Raw genomic sequence first — 16035 nt, 5'->3', positions numbered from 1 at the left:
TGCGTGCGGTATCAGACGGAGGCGAGCTCGCCGGAGCGCTCCCGCGTGCGGATCGCGCGGTTGACGCAGGAGACGATCGCCTTGAGGCTCGCCGTCGAGATGTCGCCGTCGATCCCGACCCCCCACAGGCGGTCACCGTCCACGTTGAGCTCGACGTAGGCGGCGGCCTGCGCGTCGCCGCCGGCGCTGAGGGTGTGCTCGACGTAGTCGTAGAGCGACACCTCGAAGCCGCGCTCGTGCAGGATCGACAGGAACGCCGCGATGGGGCCGTTGCCGTGGCCGGTCGCGGGCACCGTCTCCTCGCCGTCGCGCAGGGTCACCTCGAGCGAGACGTCGCCGGACATGTCGCTGTTCGTCCGCGTCGCGAGCAACTCGAAGCGCCCCCACTTGTCCTCGTCCACGCGGGCGGGGAGGTACTCGTCGGTGAAGATGTCCCAGATCTGCTCGCTGGAGACCTCGCCGCCGTCGGCATCCGTCTTGGCCTGCACGACCCCCGAGAACTCGATCTGCAGCTTCCGCGGCAGGTCGAGGGCGTGGTCGGTCTTCAGCAGGTAGGCGACGCCGCCCTTGCCGGACTGCGAGTTGACGCGGATGACGGCTTCGTACGAGCGGCCCAGGTCCTTCGGGTCGATCGGCAGGTACGGGACGGCCCACTCGATCTCGTCGACCGAGACCCCCTCGGCGGCCGCGCGCGCCTCCATGGCCTCGAAGCCCTTCTTGATGGCATCCTGGTGCGATCCGCTGAACGCGGTGAAGACGAGGTCACCGGCCCACGGGCTGCGCTCCGGCACGGGCAGCTGGTTGCAGTACTCGGCGGTGCGCTTGACGTGGTCGATGTCGCTGAAATCGATCTGCGGATCGATGCCCTGCGTCAGCATGTTGATGCCGAGCGCGACGATGTCGACGTTGCCGGTGCGCTCTCCGTTGCCGAACAGGCAGCCCTCGATGCGGTCCGCACCCGCCATGTAGCCGAGCTCGGCGGCGGCGATGGCCGTGCCGCGGTCGTTGTGCGGGTGCAGCGACAGGATGACGTTCTCGCGGTGGGCCAGGTGGCGGCTCATCCACTCGATCGAGTCGGCGTAGACGTTCGGCGTCGCCATCTCGACCGTCGCGGGCAGGTTGATGATGACCTTGCGGTCCGGAGTGGGCTCGAGCACTTCGAGCACCTGGTTGCAGACGTCGACGGCGAACTCCAGCTCGGTGCCGGTGTAGCTCTCCGGGGAGTACTCGTAGAAGACCTTCGTCTCGGGGAGGCGCTTCTCGAACTCGCGGCACAGCCGCGCGCCCTCCAGTGCGATGTCGATGATGCCCTGCTTGTCGGTGCGGAACACGACGTCGCGCTGCAGGATGCTCGTGGAGTTGTACAGGTGCACGATCGCCTGCTTCGCCCCCGCGATGGCCTCGTAGGTGCGGGCGATGAGGTGCTCACGCGACTGCGTCAGCACCTGGATCGTCACGTCGTCCGGGATGAGCCCGTCGTCGATGAGCTGGCGGACGAAGTCGAAGTCGGTCTGGCTCGCCGAGGGGAACCCGACCTCGATCTCCTTGTAGCCCATCTTCACGAGGAGTTCGAACATGATGCGCTTGCGCTCCGGGCTCATCGGGTCGATGAGGGCCTGGTTGCCGTCCCGGAGATCCACGGCGCACCAGCGCGGTGCCTTCTCGATGCGGGCGTTCGGCCATGTGCGGTCGGGCAGATCGACGCGGATCTGCTCGTGGTACGGACGGTACTTGTGGATCGGCATGCCGGACGGCTGCTGTGTGTTCTCCATGATGCTGTCGCTTCTACTCTCGTCGAATGATGCGGGCCGACGACAAGCTCCGCGACGAGGGAGGCCCTAGAACGAGGTCTCGTCGCGGCGACTAAGAAGGAGAAGTCGACCGAAGCGCATGCGCCCAGATTACACCCGTGCGGGCGAGCGCGCGGACATCGGAGACGATCCCGCAGCAGGCGACACTTGTCGGACATGAACCCTCGCCGCCTCCTCGCCGGATCCGCGCTCGGCATCGTGGCCCTGCTGTCGTTGACCGCGTGCGCCACACCCTCGTCCTCGTCCGGATCGCCCGACGCCCCCGCGGGGCACTCGCTCGGGTCGCTCTGGCCGGCACCGCCGGAGAGCGAGGTCGTCGGTCAGGGAACGGTCATGGACGTCGGCGGTGCTCCGGAACTGTGCCTCGGCCCCATCATGGAGTCCTACCCGCCGCAGTGCCACGGCATCCCCCTGGCCGGGTGGAGCTGGGATGGCGTCGACGGTGCGGAGTCCGTGGGCGACGTGCGCTGGGGCACGTATGCCGTGCAGGGCACGTACGACGGCGAGACGCTGACCGTGACCCGGCCGCCCATCATGCTCGCGCTGTACGACCCGATGATGACGGAGGACCCCACGGGCGGGAAGGCCGGGGCGGGCGAGGAGGCGGAGCTTCAGGAGATCCAGGATGCGCTGCCGGACCTCCTGGGCGCGGAGTACCTCAGCTCGTTCCCCGAGAACGGCTGGCTGTGGGTGGATGTCGTCTGGGATGACGGCACCTGGCAGAAGGCCGCCGACGACGACTACGGGACCGGCGTCGTCGTCATCGGGTCGGCCCTGCGCGCGGTCTCCGGCTGACCCCCGCCCGCGCGCGCCGCGACGGCTTCCGCGGCGCGCGCGGCTTCCCCCTCCGCGCTGCGCGATCCACCCTCCGACCGGGGAAAAACCTGCCTCGGAATGTCGGAGCCCGTCGAGAGGATGGGGGCATGGAAGCACTTCCCGCGCACCTGACCGATGCCATCGGTCACACGCGCGAGCGGGTGCGGGACGACCTCGCGGGCGGCGCCATCCCGGGGGTTTCCGACGACGATCTCGTGCGTGCCCTTGCGCTGGCTGCCGACTGCAGCGGCTCACGGATGCCGTCCTGATCGAGTCGGTCGGCGAGATCGACCGCCGCTCGGTCGCCGCCGATCGTGACCTGCGGATGACTTCGCGGTACGGCTGCCACGATGTCGGCGAGCTCGTCCAGCGCGCGCCGCTGGCGGGTCCCGCGACGGCGGCGAGATTGCGGCGCGCCGGGGCCGACGTGCGGGTGGGGGTGTCGCTCGCGCAGGAGCCGATGCCGGCGCCGCTGCCGGCCATGCGCGAGGCCCTCCTCGAGGGGGCCGTCGGGCTGGGCGTGCGCCGACCTGCTCCGGATCCAGGCGCGCGCCTGGGCGGCGGCGCTCGACCAGGACGGCGCCGAGCCGCGCGAGGAGAAGGCGCTCCGCCTCCGCGGCCTCACCTTCGGAACCGCGCGTGACGGCGTCGTCCCCGTCACGGGCGCCCTCCTGGTCGAGGTCGCCGCACAGTTCCAGCGGCTGCACGACGCGATCGTCAGTCCGCGGAGCTCCGGCCCGGTGTTCCGGCCGGAGCGAGCGGTTCCCCCGGTCCCTGACGACGACGACGTCCGCACGCCGGCCCAGAAGCGGCACGACACGTTCGCGACGGCGCTGTTCACGGCTGCTTCCCGTGCGCTTCTTCCGACCATCGGCGGGGCTGCACCGACCCTCGTCGTCTCGGTTCGCGAAGAGGACCTGCTCTCCGGCACGGGATGGGCGCACACCGACGGCGCCGATGAAGCCGTTCCCCTGGCGGCAGCGCGGCACGTCGCGTGCGCGGGCGTGGTGCAGCGCATCGCGCTCGGGGGCGATGGCAGGGTGAAGCGCATCGGCACGGAGGAGCGCGTCTTCAACCGCCACCAGCGACGCGCGATCGCCCTCCGCGACGGCAACTGCATCATCCCCGGATGCGGCGTGCCCGCGGGCTGGTGCGAGATCCACCACGTCACCGAGCACGCCCACGGCGGCGCGACGCACACGGACAACGGCGTCCTGCTCTGCTGGTTCCATCACCGACATCTGGATCGCAGCGGGTGGCGGATCCGGATGAACCGTGGCGTCCCGGAGGTGCGGCCACCCGTGTGGGTCGAGGCGGAGCCGCGCTGGCGAGTGGCGACGACGTCCCCGACGCGCCTGCTGGACACCGTCCGCCGGCGGACGTGAGTCACGCGGGCTACGGGATGAGCGCGAGCTTCCCGCCGGGGTGGCCCTCCATGAGGAAGCGCAGCGCCTCGGGAGCCTCGGCGAGGGTGTAGGTGCGCGCGACCGGCACCTCGAGCAGTCCCTGTTCGGCGAGGTCGACCAGCTCACCACGCACCTGGGCGCGGAATCGGGCGCTCTCCGGGAGTGCGCCGGCGATGAAGCGGATGCCGTCCCGCTGAGCCCGTGCGCCATCGGCGATCGTGAGGATGCGCTGCCGGTCGGTGACCAGCTCCAGCGACACGTCGAGGGCCTCGGCGGTGCCCACGGCATCGAGAGCCGCCGCGATGCCGTCGGGGGCGAGATCCCGCACGCGGTCGGCGAGCCCCGGCCCGTAGCGCACGGGGACGCCGCCGTAGCGCGTGACGCGCGCTGCCCCGGCCTCGCTTGCCGTGCCGATGACGCGCACGCCGCGGGCGGCCGCGAGCTGCAGCACCGCGACGCCCACGGCGCCGGATGCCGCGTGCAGGAGGATGGTCTCCCCGGCCTGCACTCCGGTGACGGCGAGCATCTCGGCAGCGGTCGTACCGGCCAGCAGCAGGTTCGCCGCTGCGGGGTGGGTGAGGGTCGTGGGCTTGCGGAGCACGAGGTCAGCCGGCACCGTGAGCTCGGTCGCGTAGCCGCCCTGCACGCGGAACGCGATGACCTCGTCGCCGACCCCGGCCGCACCGGATGCGATCCGGGTGTCCGGACCCACAGCGGTGAGGACGCCGGACACCTCGTAGCCGATCGGCAGCGGCAGGTCGACGCCGTCCCGCGGGACGGCGACGTGCTTCGCGTCGGCGGGGTTCACCCCCGCGGCGTGCACCCGGATCGTGACCTCACCGGTGCGCGGTGCCGGCACCTCGACCTCACGGAGCTCCCACGCGTCCGGGGCGCCCCACGTCGTCGCCATCCACTGCACCGCCATGTCAGAACCCCAGCCGTCCGAGCTGCTTCGGGTCGCGCTGCCATTCCTTCGCGACGCGGACGCGCAGCGACAAGAAGACGCGCGTCCCGACGAGCGGCTCGATGCCCGCGCGGGCCCGGGCACCGACGTCCTTCAGGCGGGAGCCCTTGTGGCCGATGATGATGGCTTTCTGGCTGTCGCGCTCGACGACGATGTTCGCGAATACGTCGGTGAGGTCGGAATCCGCGCGGGGCGCGATGTCCTCGATCGTCACGGCGATGGAGTGCGGCAGCTCGTCGCGGACGCCCTCCAGAGCGGCTTCGCGGATGATCTCCGCGATCCGGTCGGAGACGGACTCGTCGGTGGCGATGTCATCGGCGTAGAGCGCGGGACCGACCGGCATCATGGCCAGGAGCTCGTCGGCGAGCACGTCGAGCTGCTCGCCCGCGACGGCGGACAGGGGGATGACGGCGGCCCAGTCCTCGCGAAGGGCGTCCGCCTCGAGCAGCCGCTCGGTGATCTGCTCCCGCGACGCGATGTCGGTCTTCGTGACGAGCGCGACCTTCCGGGCGCGCGGGTACCCGTCGAGCGATGCGGCGATGCGCCGGTCTCCGGGCCCGACCTTCTCGGTCGCCGGGACGAGGAAGCAGATGGCGTCGACGTCGCCGAGCACCTGCTCGACGAGGTCGTTGAGGCGCTGCCCGAGCAGCGTGCGCGGCTTGTGGATGCCGGGGGTGTCGACGATCACGAGCTGCCCGGCCGGGCGGTTCAGGATGCCGCGGATGGCGCGTCGCGTCGTCTGCGGCTTGTCGCTCGTGATGGCGACCTTCTCCCCCACGAGGGCGTTCGTCAGCGTCGACTTGCCGACGTTCGGCCGCCCCACGAAGGTGACGAATCCGGATCGGGTCTCGCTCATGTCATTCGCCTTTCCTGGGGGTGCGGATCTCGCCGGTGCGCGGGACGCGCACCTCACCCGTCCGCGGGGCCGTGCTCTCCTCGAGCGCGATCAGGCTCGGGGCGCGTTCGACGAACACGGTCGCCAGGCCCCGTCCGCGCCCGCGGGACGCGCCGCCGGTCAGCAGCAGCCCGCCGTATTCGGCGGTCACACCCGGCAGCGGCACGCGGCCCAGCACCTTGCCGAGCAGGCCGCCGATGGAGTCCACGTCCTCGTCGTCCAGCTCGATGTTGAACAGGTCGCCCACTTCGTCCAGGCCCAGGCGTGTGCTCACGCGGTAGCGCCCCCCGCCGAGGTCGACGACCTCGCTGGAGCGCGGGTCGTACTCGTCGGCGATGTCGCCCACGAGCTCCTCGATGAGGTCCTCGAGGGTCACGAGGCCCGAGACGCCGCCGTACTCGTCCACGACGAGGCACACGTGCACGGCGTCGCGCTTCATCTGCTGCAGGAGCGTCTCGGCCTTCATCGACTCCGGGACGAAGACGGCCGGCCGGGCGATCTGCAGCACCGGCACGCCGCGCCAGGCGCGCTCGTCGCGGTACGCGAACTGCACGAGGTCCTTGAGGTAGACGACACCGCTGATGTCATCGGCGTCGCCGTCGGCGACCGGGATGCGCGAGACGCCCTTGTCGAGGAAGAGCTGCATCGCCTCCTGCGTCGTCGCCGCGGCATCCATCGTCACCATGTCGGTGCGCGGCACCATGACGGAGCGCACGATCGTGTCGGTGAAGTCGAACACCGAGTGGATGAGCTCGCGGTCGTCCTCCTCGATGAGCGCCTGCGACGCGGCTTCGTCGACCATGCTCAGCAGCTGCTCCTCCGAGGCGAAGGAGGTGCTGCGGCGGATGCCGGGGGTCAGTCGGTCGCCGAGGATCACGAGGAGGTGGGCGAGGGGTCCCAGCACGATGCGCGCGCCGCGGATGATGGGCGCACAGGCACGCAGGAGGCCCTTCGCGTGCTGCCGGCCGACGCTGCGGGGGCTCGCGCCGACGAGGACGAAGGACACGATCGACATGAGGACCGCGGCGGCGAGCATGGCCCACCAGATGTTGCGGAACAGCAGCGTGAAGGCGACCGTGACGAGCACGGCGGCCGTCGTCTCGGCGAGGATCCTGATGAAGACGACGGCGTTGCCGTGCGCCTCCGGGTCACCCGCGATCTTCGACAGCGACGAGCGGTTGCGCCCGCTCAGCGACAGTTCGGCGACGTCCAGGCGGGAGGTGACGCCGAGCGCGGCGTCGAGTGCCGCCATGAGCCCGCCGAGCGCGACGAGAAGGACGGCGGCGAAGAGGAGGAGGAATGCGGTCATGCGCGACGGCGTCGCTCGGACGCATGGAACGCCGCGATGAGCTGACGCTGCAGCGCGAACATCTCGCGTTCCTCTTCCGGCTCGGCGTGGTCGAAGCCGAGCAGGTGCAGGAGGCCGTGCGTCGTCAGCAGGATGAGCTCCTCGAGCGTCGAGTGGCCGGCGCCCTGCGCCTGCGTCTCCGCGACCTGCGGGCAGAGCACGATGTCGCCGAGGAGGCCGGCCGGGGTCGGCGCCTCCTCCGTACCGGGGCGGAGCTCGTCCATCGGGAAGCTCAGCACGTCGGTGGGGCCGGGCTCGTCCATCCACTGCACGTGCAGCGACTCCATCGCGCCCTCGTCGACCAGGAGGAGCGCCACGTCGGCGTCGGGGCTCACGTTGAGCTCGCCGAGGTTGTGCTCGGTGAGCCGCAGCAGCACCGTCTCGTCGATCGCGACGCCCGACTCGTTGGTGATCTCGATCGTCATGAACGTCCTCGCTTGGGCAGATGGTCGCGCGGGCCGCTCGGCCGCACGTGGGAACGGCGCTCGGCGCGGTTCGCGAACTCGGTGGCCTCGTCGCGCTCCCGGCGCGACGCCAGCCGCTGCTCGTCGTACACGCTGTACGCGTCGACGATGCGACCGACGAGGGTGTGCCGGACGACGTCGTCGCTCGTGAGCATGGCGAAGTGGATGTCGTCGATGTCCTTGAGCACGCGCGTCACGAGCCGGAGGCCCGAGGAGCCCTGCGGCAGGTCCACCTGCGTGATGTCGCCGGTGACGACCATCCGGGTGCCGAAGCCGAGCCGGGTGAGGAACATCTTCATCTGCTCGGGCGTCGTGTTCTGCGCCTCGTCGAGGACGACGAACGAGTCGTTCAGCGTGCGTCCGCGCATGTACGCGAGCGGGGCGACCTCGATGGTGCCGGAGGCCATGAGCTTGGGGACGAGCTCCGGATCCATCATCTCGTTGAGCGCGTCGTACAGCGGCCGCAGGTAGGGGTCGATCTTGTCGGTCAGGGTTCCGGGCAGGAACCCCAGCCGCTCCCCCGCCTCGACGGCGGGCCGCGTGAGGATGATGCGGTTGACCTCCTTGCGCTGCAGCGCCTGCACCGCCTTCGCCATCGCGAGGTAGGTCTTGCCGGTGCCGGCCGGGCCGATGCCGAAGACGATCGTGTTCTCATCGATCGCGTCGACGTAGTTCTTCTGGCCGAGCGTCTTCGGGCGGATGATCTTCCCGCGCGAGGACAGGATGGCCTCGCCCAGCACTTCGGACGGGCGCTGCCCGGATTCGAGGATGCGGGTGGACGCGCGGACGTCGGACGGGTCGAGGCCCTGTCCGGCCCGCGCGAGCGAGATCAGCTCCTCGACGAGCGTGCGCGCGGCGGCGACGGCGGCGGGTTCGCCGCTGAGCGTGATCTCGTTGCCGCGGACGTGCACCTGCACCGACGGGTGCTCCCGCTCGACGACCCGCAGGAGTCGATCCTGGGGTCCGAGGAGCTGGACCATCGCGACGCCGTCGGCGTAGATGAGCTCGACGGTGGGTTCGGGGGCATCAGCCACCGAGGCTCCCTTCGGGAAGGCCTCCACCGAGCACATGGGCGTGCACATGGAAGACGGTCTGTCCGGCGCCGGGGCCGGTGTTGAAGATGAGGCGGAAGTCGCCGTCGGCGTGCTCGGCGGCCACCGAGTTCGCGAGACCGACGAGCTCTGCGAGGAGGTCGGGGTCGCCTGCGGCGAGCTCGACCACGTTGCGGTACTGCTCGGACTTGGGGATCACGAGCAGGTGCACGGGAGCCTGCGGGTGGATGTCGCGGATGGCGAAGGCGTTCTCGGTCTCGGCGATGATCTCGGCGGGGATCTCCCCCTGCAGGATGCGCGTGAAGATCGACGGTTCGCTCATGTGCCCAGTCTAGCCAGCGGCGTTCACCACCGGCCGAGGCGGACGCTGGCGACGGCGAGGGCCGCGGGGCCCGCGGTGGACGTGCGCAGCACCGTCTCGCCGAGCCGCACGAGCGTGGCGCCGGCGGCGGTGAGCGCCGTGAGCTCCTCGGGTGCGATGCCGCCCTCCGGACCGACGACGAGGACGAGGTCGCCGTCGCCGGCGGTGAGGTCGAGGTCGGACAGCGCCGCTTCGGCGGTCGGCTCGAGGATCAGCATCCGCGACTGCGCCGCGCGCGCCGCGAGCTGGCGCGTCGTGACGGGCGACGTCACCTCGGGGACCCAGAGCCGGTGCGCCTGCTTCGCGGCCTCGCGGACGATCGCGCTCCACCGGGCGACGCCCTTGGCCGCCTTCGCGGTATCCCAGCGCGAGACGCTGCGCGCCGCTTGCCACGGCACGATCTCGTCGACGCCGAGCTCGGTGGCCGCCTGCACCGCGAGCTCGTCGCGGTCGCCCTTCGCGAGCGCCTGGACGAGCACGAGCCGCGGACGCGGCGGCTCGGTGACCGTGCGAGCGGTGACCCGCACGGTCACCCGCGCGGGTGCGGCCTCCTCGACGGCGCCGCTGAGCCGGACGCCGCGCCCGTCACCGACCGTGACCTCCTCGCCGACGCGGACGCGGCGGACCGCCGCGGCGTGGTGCGCCTCGGCGCCGGTGAGGACGACCTCGCCGCCCACCGGGATGTCGCCGGCATCCTCCACGAGGAAGTGCAGCGCCACGGCTCAGCCGTTCCGGAACCGGTCGCGGAGCTTGGAGAACATCCCCTGGTGGAACTCCGCGAGCCGGGGAGCCGGGGCCTTCGACTTCTTCGCGAAGTCCTCGATGAGGGCCCGCTGCTTGGCGTCGAGCCGCGTGGGCGTGACCACCTGGATGCCGACGCGAAGATCGCCGCGCTGCGTGCCGCGCAGCGGGGTGATGCCGCGGCCCTTGATCGTCAGGACGTCGCCGGACTGGATGCCGGGACGCACCTCGAGGTCCACATCGCCGTCGAGCGACGCGATGCGGGTCGTGGTGCCGAGGATCGCGTCGGGCATCGAGACCTCGAGGGTCGCGAGCAGGTCGTCGCCGTCACGGCTGAACGTCTCGTGCGCCGCCACGGTGACCTCGAGGTAGAGGTCGCCGTTCGGGCCGCCGGCAGGGCCGACCTCCCCGGAGCCCGGCAGCTGCAGGCGCAGGCCCGACTCGACGCCGGCGGGGATGTCGACGGACACGGTGCGGCGCGAGCGCACGCGCCCCTGACCCTGGCACGAGGCGCACGGGTACGGGATCGTCGTGCCGTAGCCCTGGCAGGTCGTGCACGGCTGCGACGTGACCACGTTGCCGAGTAGGCTGCGGACCGTGCGCTGCACCTGACCGGAGCCGTGGCAGATGTCGCACGTGACCGGCTGCGTGCCCGGCTGGCAGCACGAGCCCTGGCACGTCTCGCAGAGGACGGCGGTGTCGACCTCGATGTCGCGGTGCGCGCCGAAGACGACGTCGCCGAGGTCCAGCGTGACGCGCACGAGGGCGTCCTGGCCGCGCTCGCGGCGCGAGCGGGGGCGACCCCCGCGGCCTCCCCCGCCTCCGCCGAAGAACGTCTCGAAGATGTCCCCGAAGCCGCCGAAGCCCTGCGCCCCGCCGAACGGGCTGTTGTCGCCGCCCATGTCGTAGCGCTGCCGCTGCTCCGGGTCGCTCAGCACGTCGTACGCGTGCGTCACGAGCTTGAAGCGCTCGGAGGCGTCCGCGCCCGGGTTCACATCCGGGTGCAGCTCGCGGGCCAGCCGCCGGTACGCCTTCTTGATCTGGTCGGGGGTCGCATCCCGCGACACGCCGAGTACCTCGTAGTGATCAGCCACAATCGCCTTTCCTGGGCGCCCGCGAGGGCGCGTATGCGTCGTTCAGCGGGACCGCTCGTCTTCGTCGAGCAGTCGGCTGAGATAGTGCGCGACGGCGCGGACCGCCGCGAGGTTGGTGGGATAGTCCATGCGGGTGGGGCCGAGGATGCCGACGCGCGCCCGCGAGCCGGTGGGGTCGTACTCGCTCGCGAGGACAGACGCCTCGGAGAGCCCGAACGACTCGTTCTCCCGCCCGATGGACACCGAGAGCCCCTTGTCGTCGGCGACCATCTCGCTCATGAGCCGGAGCAGGGTCACCTGCTCCTCGATGGCCTCTAGGAGCGGATAGATGCTGCCGCGGAAGTCGTTCTCCCGTCGCGCGAGCGTCGCGGCTCCGGCCATGACGAGGCGGTCCTGCCGGAATTCGTCGAGCTCCTCGGAGACGATTCGCGCGACCGTGCGCAGCGCGAGGTCGCGCCGGTCGCCGGCGCCCTCGACCGCCAGCAGGTCGGTCACGGCCTGCGCGGCATCGCGCACGCTCTTCCCGGTCACGAGCGACGCGACCTGCGCCTTGACGGCGAGGGTCTCGTCCTCGTCGGGCTCGAACGGGAGGAACGCGACGCGCTGCGAGACCCGGCCGGTGTCGGTCACGACGATGATGACGACGCGTGTCCCGCCCAGATGGACGAACTCGACGTGCGAGACGCTCGCGCGCGCGAAGGACGGGTACTGCACGATCGCGACCTGGCCGGTGAGCTGGGTGAGCGACCGGACGGTGCGCACGAGGAGGTCGTCGAGGTCGACAGGAGCCTCGAGGAACGAGGAGATCGCGGCGCGCTGCGCGCCGGTGAGCGGACGGAGCTCGGCGAGATGGTCGACGAAGACGCGGTAGCCCTTGTCGGTGGGGATGCGCCCCGACGACGTGTGCGGGGCGGCGATGAGCTCCTCGTCCTCGAGCAGCGACATGTCGTTGCGGATCGTCGCCGCCGAGACGCCGAAGTGGTGGCGGTCGACGATCGCCTTGCTGCCGACGGGCTCGCGCGTGTCGACGTAGTCCTGCACGATCGCGCTGAGGACCTGCAGACCTCGTTCGGAGACCATGGTCCCTCCTCGCTGGCACTCGTGATCCTGGAGTGCCAATTCTATCCCGCCGCGCGGACGGATGCCCCTCCGGAGAGGTCAGACGGTCAGCGCCCGGACGACGGCGTCGGCGAGGAGCCGGCCGCGCCGGGTCAGGACGATGCGGCCGTGCACGGCCGCCGCCCCGTCGATGAGCCCGTCGGCGATGAGGGAGGCGACGGCCCGGCGACCCTCGCCGGTGACCTCCGACACGGGAAGGCCCTCGGCGATGCGCGAGCGCAGCAGCACGGTCTCCAGGCGACGGGCGGCTTCGTCGGGGCGCTCCCGTCCGGCCGCGGGCGACTCCCCGGCGGCGAGACGCTGCGCGTAGGCGGCAGGGTGCTTGACGTTCCACCAGCGGAGCCCCCCGACGTGGCTGTGCGCGCCGGGACCGTAGCCCCACCAGTCGGTCCCCCGCCAGTACGCGAGGTTGTGGCGCGACCGGTGCCGCTCATCCCTGGCCCAGTTGGACACCTCGTACCAGCCGTAGCCGCCCGCGGCGAGCAGGTCGTCCGCGAGCTCGTACATGTCGGCCTGCAGGTCGTCGTCCGGCGCGGGCACCTCGCCGCGGCGGATCTGCCGCTCGAGCCTCGTGCCGTCCTCGATGATGAGCGCGTACGCCGAGATATGGTCCGGCGCGAGGGCCAGCGCGGCATCGACCGATCGTCGCCAGTCGTCCAGGGACTCCCCCGGCGACCCGTAGATGAGGTCGACGCTGACGTCCAGGCCCGCGCGGCGCGCCGCGGCGACCGCGGTCGTGACCCGGGCCGGGTCGTGGGTGCGGTCCAGGACGGCGAGGACGTGCGGCACGGCGGACTGCATCCCGATCGACAGCCGCGTGACCCCGGCGGCGGCGAGCGCGGCGGCCACGGCGTCGGTGACGGTGTCCGGATTGGCCTCGACCGTCACTTCGGCGCCGTCGGCGAGACCGAACGTCTCCCGGACGCCGGTGAGCATCCGGGCGAGGTCGCCGGGGGGCAGGAGGGTCGGGGTCCCGCCGCCGAAGAAGACGGTCTGGGCGGGCCGGAGCGGCCCGCGCTCGGCGAGGACCCGCCGCGACAGCGCGACCTCGTGCAGCACCTCGTCCGCGTACGCGTCCTGGCGTGCGCCGCGCAGTTCGGTGGCCGTGTAGGTGTTGAAGTCGCAGTAGCCGCACCGTACGCGGCAGAACGGCACATGCAGGTACACGCCGAAGTCGGTGTCCGGTGACGGCGTGATGTCGGCCGGCAGCGCGCCGTCGCGCGGGGCGGGATCGCCGACGGGGAGCGCGGCGCCCATCAGGCGGGGGTGGCGTACAGCGGCGAGATCGCGCGCAGGTACCCCTGGAAGAGTTCCCGGCGGCGCCGCTTGGTCAGGGGCGGCAGGAGCCGGTAGAGCGGCGCGACGGGACGATCGAACGCCCGCACCGTGAACCACACCTCATCGTTGTCGCGCCAGTCGACGAGGAACGACTCCTCGCCGCTGACGACCGAGTCGGACACGGTGCCGAGCGCGAACCCGACCCGCCGCGGCTCCTCGATGACGTAGATGACCCGCAGCTCGGCGTCGGCGCGCATCGCCTTGACGCGCCCGTGCACGCGGATCGTCGTCCCCGCCGCGACATAGGGCGTCCCGTCGGCGTCGAAGCGCTGGTCCGCCTCCGTCCGGCTCGGCACGAGCGGGTTGCCCTCGGCATCGAAGCTGACGCCGGAGTACATCGGCCCGGCGGCCGGGCGCACGTCGGTCAGTTCCAGACCCGCGCCGCGCAGGGCGCTCCAGGCCAGGAGTGCGTCGGCGGACGAGGCGAACCGGGCCTCGCCGCTGCCGATCCGCCAGGAGGCCTCGGCGGGGACGCTCTTCTCCGGTGGGTAGCCCATGAGGTCGGCCGCCTGAGTCGCCCCGACGGCGGCGTAGTCCACTGTCCCGTCCTGGAAGCTCCCGCGGCGCATGGGCTCCAGCCTACTTCTTGTCCTTGCTCTCGACGTCGCCGGAGAGGGCGGCGATGAACGCCTCCTGGGGGACCTCGACGCGACCGACCATCTTCATGCGCTTCTTGCCCTCCTTCTGCTTCTCCAGCAGCTTGCGCTTGCGGCTGATGTCGCCGCCGTAGCACTTGGCGAGGACGTCCTTGCGCATGGCGCGGATCGATTCGCGGGCGATGATGCGGGCGCCGATGGCGGCCTGGATGGGCACCTCGAACTGCTGGCGCGGGATGAGCTTCTTCAGGCGCTCGGTCATGAGCACGCCGTACGCGTAGGCCTTGTCGCGGTGCACGATCGCGCTGAACGCGTCGACGGGCTCGCCCTGCAGCAGGATGTCGACCTTCACGAGATCGGCCTCCTGGTCGCCGCTCGGCTCGTAGTCCAGCGACGCGTAGCCGGCGGTCTTGGACTTCAGGTGGTCGAAGAAGTCGAAGACGATCTCGCCGAGCGGCATGCTGTAGCGGATCTCGACGCGGTCCTCGCCGAGGTACTCCATGCCCAGCAGTGTGCCGCGACGCGACTGGCAGAGCTCCATGATCGTGCCGACGTAGTCCTTGGGCGCGAGGATCGCGGCCTTCACCATCGGCTCCGTGACGCTGGAGATCTTCGTCCCGGACGGGAACTCGCTCGGGTTGGTGACGGTGAAGGTCTTCTTGTCGTCGGTGACGACCTCGTAGGTCACCGACGGCGCGGTGGAGATGAGGTCGAGACCGAATTCGCGCTCCAGTCGCTCCGTCACGATCTCCAGGTGGAGCAGACCCAGGAACCCGCAGCGGAACCCGAAGCCCAGGGCGACGGAGGTCTCCGGCTCGTAGTTCAGGGACGCGTCGGACAGCTTGAGCTTGTCGAGCGCTTCGCGGAGCACGGGGTAGTCGCTGCCGTCGATCGGGTACAGCCCGGAGAAGACCATCGGCTTCGGGTCGGTGTAGCCCGGCAGCGGAGAGGACGACGGCTTCGCCGCGTTCGTCACGGTGTCGCCGACCTTCGACTGCCGCACGTCCTTCACGCCCGTGATGAGGTAGCCGACCTCGCCGACCCCGAGACCCTTCGTGGGAACGGGTTCGGGCGAGGACACGCCGATCTCGAGCAGCTCGTGCACCGCGCGGGTCGACATCATCTGGATGCGCTCGCGCGGCTTCAGCGACCCGTCGATCATGCGGACGTACGTGATGACGCCGCGGTACGCGTCGTAGACCGAGTCGAAGATCATGGCGCGGGACGGGGCGTCCGGGTCGCCCTGGGGAGCCGGGATCTGCGCGACGACGTGGTCGAGGAGCTCCTCGACCCCCATGCCGGTCTTGCCGCTGACCCGCAGGACGTCTTCGGGACGTCCGCCGATGAGACCGGCGAGCTCCTTCGCGTACTTCTCCGGGTCGGCTGCCGGCAGGTCGATCTTGTTCAGCACCGGGATGATCTGCAGATCGTTCTCCAGTGCCAGGTACAGGTTCGCGAGCGTCTGGGCCTCGATGCCCTGCGCCGCGTCGACCAGCAGGATGGCGCCCTCGCAGGCGGCGAGCGAGCGCGACACCTCGTAGGTGAAGTCCACGTGCCCGGGCGTGTCGATCATGTTCAGCGCGAAGGTGCCCTCCGGCGTCGTCCACGGCATCCGCACGGCCTGCGACTTGATCGTGATGCCGCGCTCGCGCTCGATGTCCATGCGGTCCAGGTACTGCGCGCGCATGTCGCGGTCGGAGACCACGCCGGTGATCTGCAGCATCCGGTCGGCCAGCGTGGACTTGCCGTGGTCGATGTGGGCGATGATGCAGAAATTGCGGATCAGCTCAGGAGGGGTCGCAGACGGCTCGAGAGGCTTCAGGGCACGGGGTGACATGTCCCGTGAAGTCTACCGGCGGGGAAGCGGGATGCTGCGCGGCGGCGTCCGCGAGCGGTGAACGATACGGGGTCCCGAGCGTGACACGCCAGAACGGGTTCGATGAGAAAGAGTTAACCGATCTGTCACTTGTCGAACGGGCCGGTTCCACCGAATGCTCGGTGTTGCGGACGGATTCTGCGCGAAACCCTCA

16 protein-coding genes are annotated in these 16035 nt (G+C 70.9%); 3 read left to right on the top strand and 13 right to left on the bottom strand.

The genetic code is table 11. From position 1 onward, the window contains the following. Positions 1-11: 11 nt before the first annotated feature. Positions 12-1772, bottom strand: a complete 1761-nt coding sequence (leuA, locus tag MSA03_RS05950) for a 2-isopropylmalate synthase (protein WP_147050006.1) — start codon at positions 1770-1772, stop codon at positions 12-14. A 195-nt stretch (positions 1773-1967) separates the two neighbouring features. Between leuA and MSA03_RS05945 the strand changes: the two genes are divergently transcribed. The 3 genes from MSA03_RS05945 to MSA03_RS05940 all read left to right on the top strand — a co-directional run bounded on the left by MSA03_RS05945 (position 1968) and on the right by MSA03_RS05940 (position 4012). After that, on the top strand, positions 1968-2606 hold the full coding sequence (locus MSA03_RS05945; RefSeq protein WP_147050005.1) for a hypothetical protein: 639 nt from the start codon (positions 1968-1970) through the stop codon (positions 2604-2606). 128 nt (positions 2607-2734) lie between these two features. Beyond that, complete coding sequence (locus MSA03_RS14330) at positions 2735-2896, top strand: hypothetical protein (RefSeq protein WP_170245460.1); 162 nt, start codon at positions 2735-2737, stop codon at positions 2894-2896. Positions 2897-2977: 81 nt separating this feature from the next. Further along, positions 2978-4012 carry an HNH endonuclease signature motif containing protein gene (locus MSA03_RS05940; RefSeq protein ID WP_147050004.1) on the top strand — a complete coding sequence of 345 codons (1035 nt, stop codon included), beginning with the start codon at positions 2978-2980 and terminating at the stop codon, positions 4010-4012. Positions 4013-4022: 10 nt separating this feature from the next. Here MSA03_RS05940 and MSA03_RS05935 read toward each other — a convergent pair whose 3' ends face one another. The 12 genes from MSA03_RS05935 to lepA form a co-directional block, all read right to left on the bottom strand. Continuing rightward, entirely contained in the window at positions 4023-4958 is a 936-nt protein-coding gene (locus MSA03_RS05935) for a quinone oxidoreductase family protein (protein WP_147050003.1), read from the bottom strand. Position 4959: 1 nt separating this feature from the next. Beyond that, positions 4960-5853 (bottom strand): GTPase Era, encoded by an 894-nt coding sequence (gene era, locus MSA03_RS05930; RefSeq protein WP_147050002.1) that lies wholly within the window; start codon positions 5851-5853, stop codon positions 4960-4962. 1 nt (position 5854) lies between these two features. Next, positions 5855-7201: a hemolysin family protein gene (locus tag MSA03_RS05925; protein WP_147050001.1), complete on the bottom strand. Its 1347-nt coding sequence runs from the start codon at positions 7199-7201 to the stop codon at positions 5855-5857. Further along, a complete protein-coding gene (ybeY, locus tag MSA03_RS05920; protein ID WP_028495609.1) occupies positions 7198-7665 on the bottom strand; it encodes an rRNA maturation RNase YbeY in 468 nt (155 codons plus the stop codon). The genes MSA03_RS05925 and ybeY overlap by 4 nt, the downstream gene beginning before the upstream one ends. Further along, entirely contained in the window at positions 7662-8774 is a 1113-nt protein-coding gene (locus tag MSA03_RS05915) for a PhoH family protein (protein ID WP_147050116.1), read from the bottom strand. Before MSA03_RS05915 ends, ybeY begins: the two co-directional genes overlap by 4 nt. Continuing rightward, on the bottom strand, positions 8731-9078 hold the full coding sequence (locus MSA03_RS05910) for an HIT domain-containing protein (RefSeq protein WP_028495607.1): 348 nt from the start codon (positions 9076-9078) through the stop codon (positions 8731-8733). Before MSA03_RS05910 ends, MSA03_RS05915 begins: the two co-directional genes overlap by 44 nt. Positions 9079-9101: 23 nt before the next feature. Next, the gene (locus MSA03_RS05905) at positions 9102-9836 is read right to left on the bottom strand and encodes a 16S rRNA (uracil(1498)-N(3))-methyltransferase (protein WP_147050000.1); all 735 of its coding nucleotides are present in this window, start codon (positions 9834-9836) and stop codon (positions 9102-9104) included. Between the two features lie 3 nt (positions 9837-9839). Then, a complete protein-coding gene (dnaJ, locus tag MSA03_RS05900) occupies positions 9840-10952 on the bottom strand; it encodes a molecular chaperone DnaJ (protein WP_147049999.1) in 1113 nt (370 codons plus the stop codon). A 42-nt stretch (positions 10953-10994) separates the two neighbouring features. Next, positions 10995-12032 (bottom strand): heat-inducible transcriptional repressor HrcA, encoded by a 1038-nt coding sequence (gene hrcA / locus MSA03_RS05895; RefSeq protein WP_147049998.1) that lies wholly within the window; start codon positions 12030-12032, stop codon positions 10995-10997. Positions 12033-12110: 78 nt separating this feature from the next. After that, on the bottom strand, positions 12111-13328 hold the full coding sequence (gene hemW / locus MSA03_RS05890; RefSeq protein WP_147049997.1) for a radical SAM family heme chaperone HemW: 1218 nt from the start codon (positions 13326-13328) through the stop codon (positions 12111-12113). Next, a complete protein-coding gene (locus MSA03_RS05885; protein ID WP_147049996.1) occupies positions 13328-13978 on the bottom strand; it encodes a DUF1990 domain-containing protein in 651 nt (216 codons plus the stop codon). Before MSA03_RS05885 ends, hemW begins: the two co-directional genes overlap by 1 nt. Positions 13979-13988: 10 nt before the next feature. Further along, entirely contained in the window at positions 13989-15842 is a 1854-nt protein-coding gene (lepA, locus tag MSA03_RS05880) for a translation elongation factor 4 (protein WP_028495601.1), read from the bottom strand. Between the last annotated feature and the right edge of the window lie 193 nt (positions 15843-16035).

Source organism: Microbacterium saccharophilum, assembly GCF_007992455.1.
GTDB lineage: Bacteria > Actinomycetota > Actinomycetes > Actinomycetales > Microbacteriaceae > Microbacterium > Microbacterium saccharophilum.
This window is presented reverse-complemented; position numbering and strand designations above follow the sequence as displayed.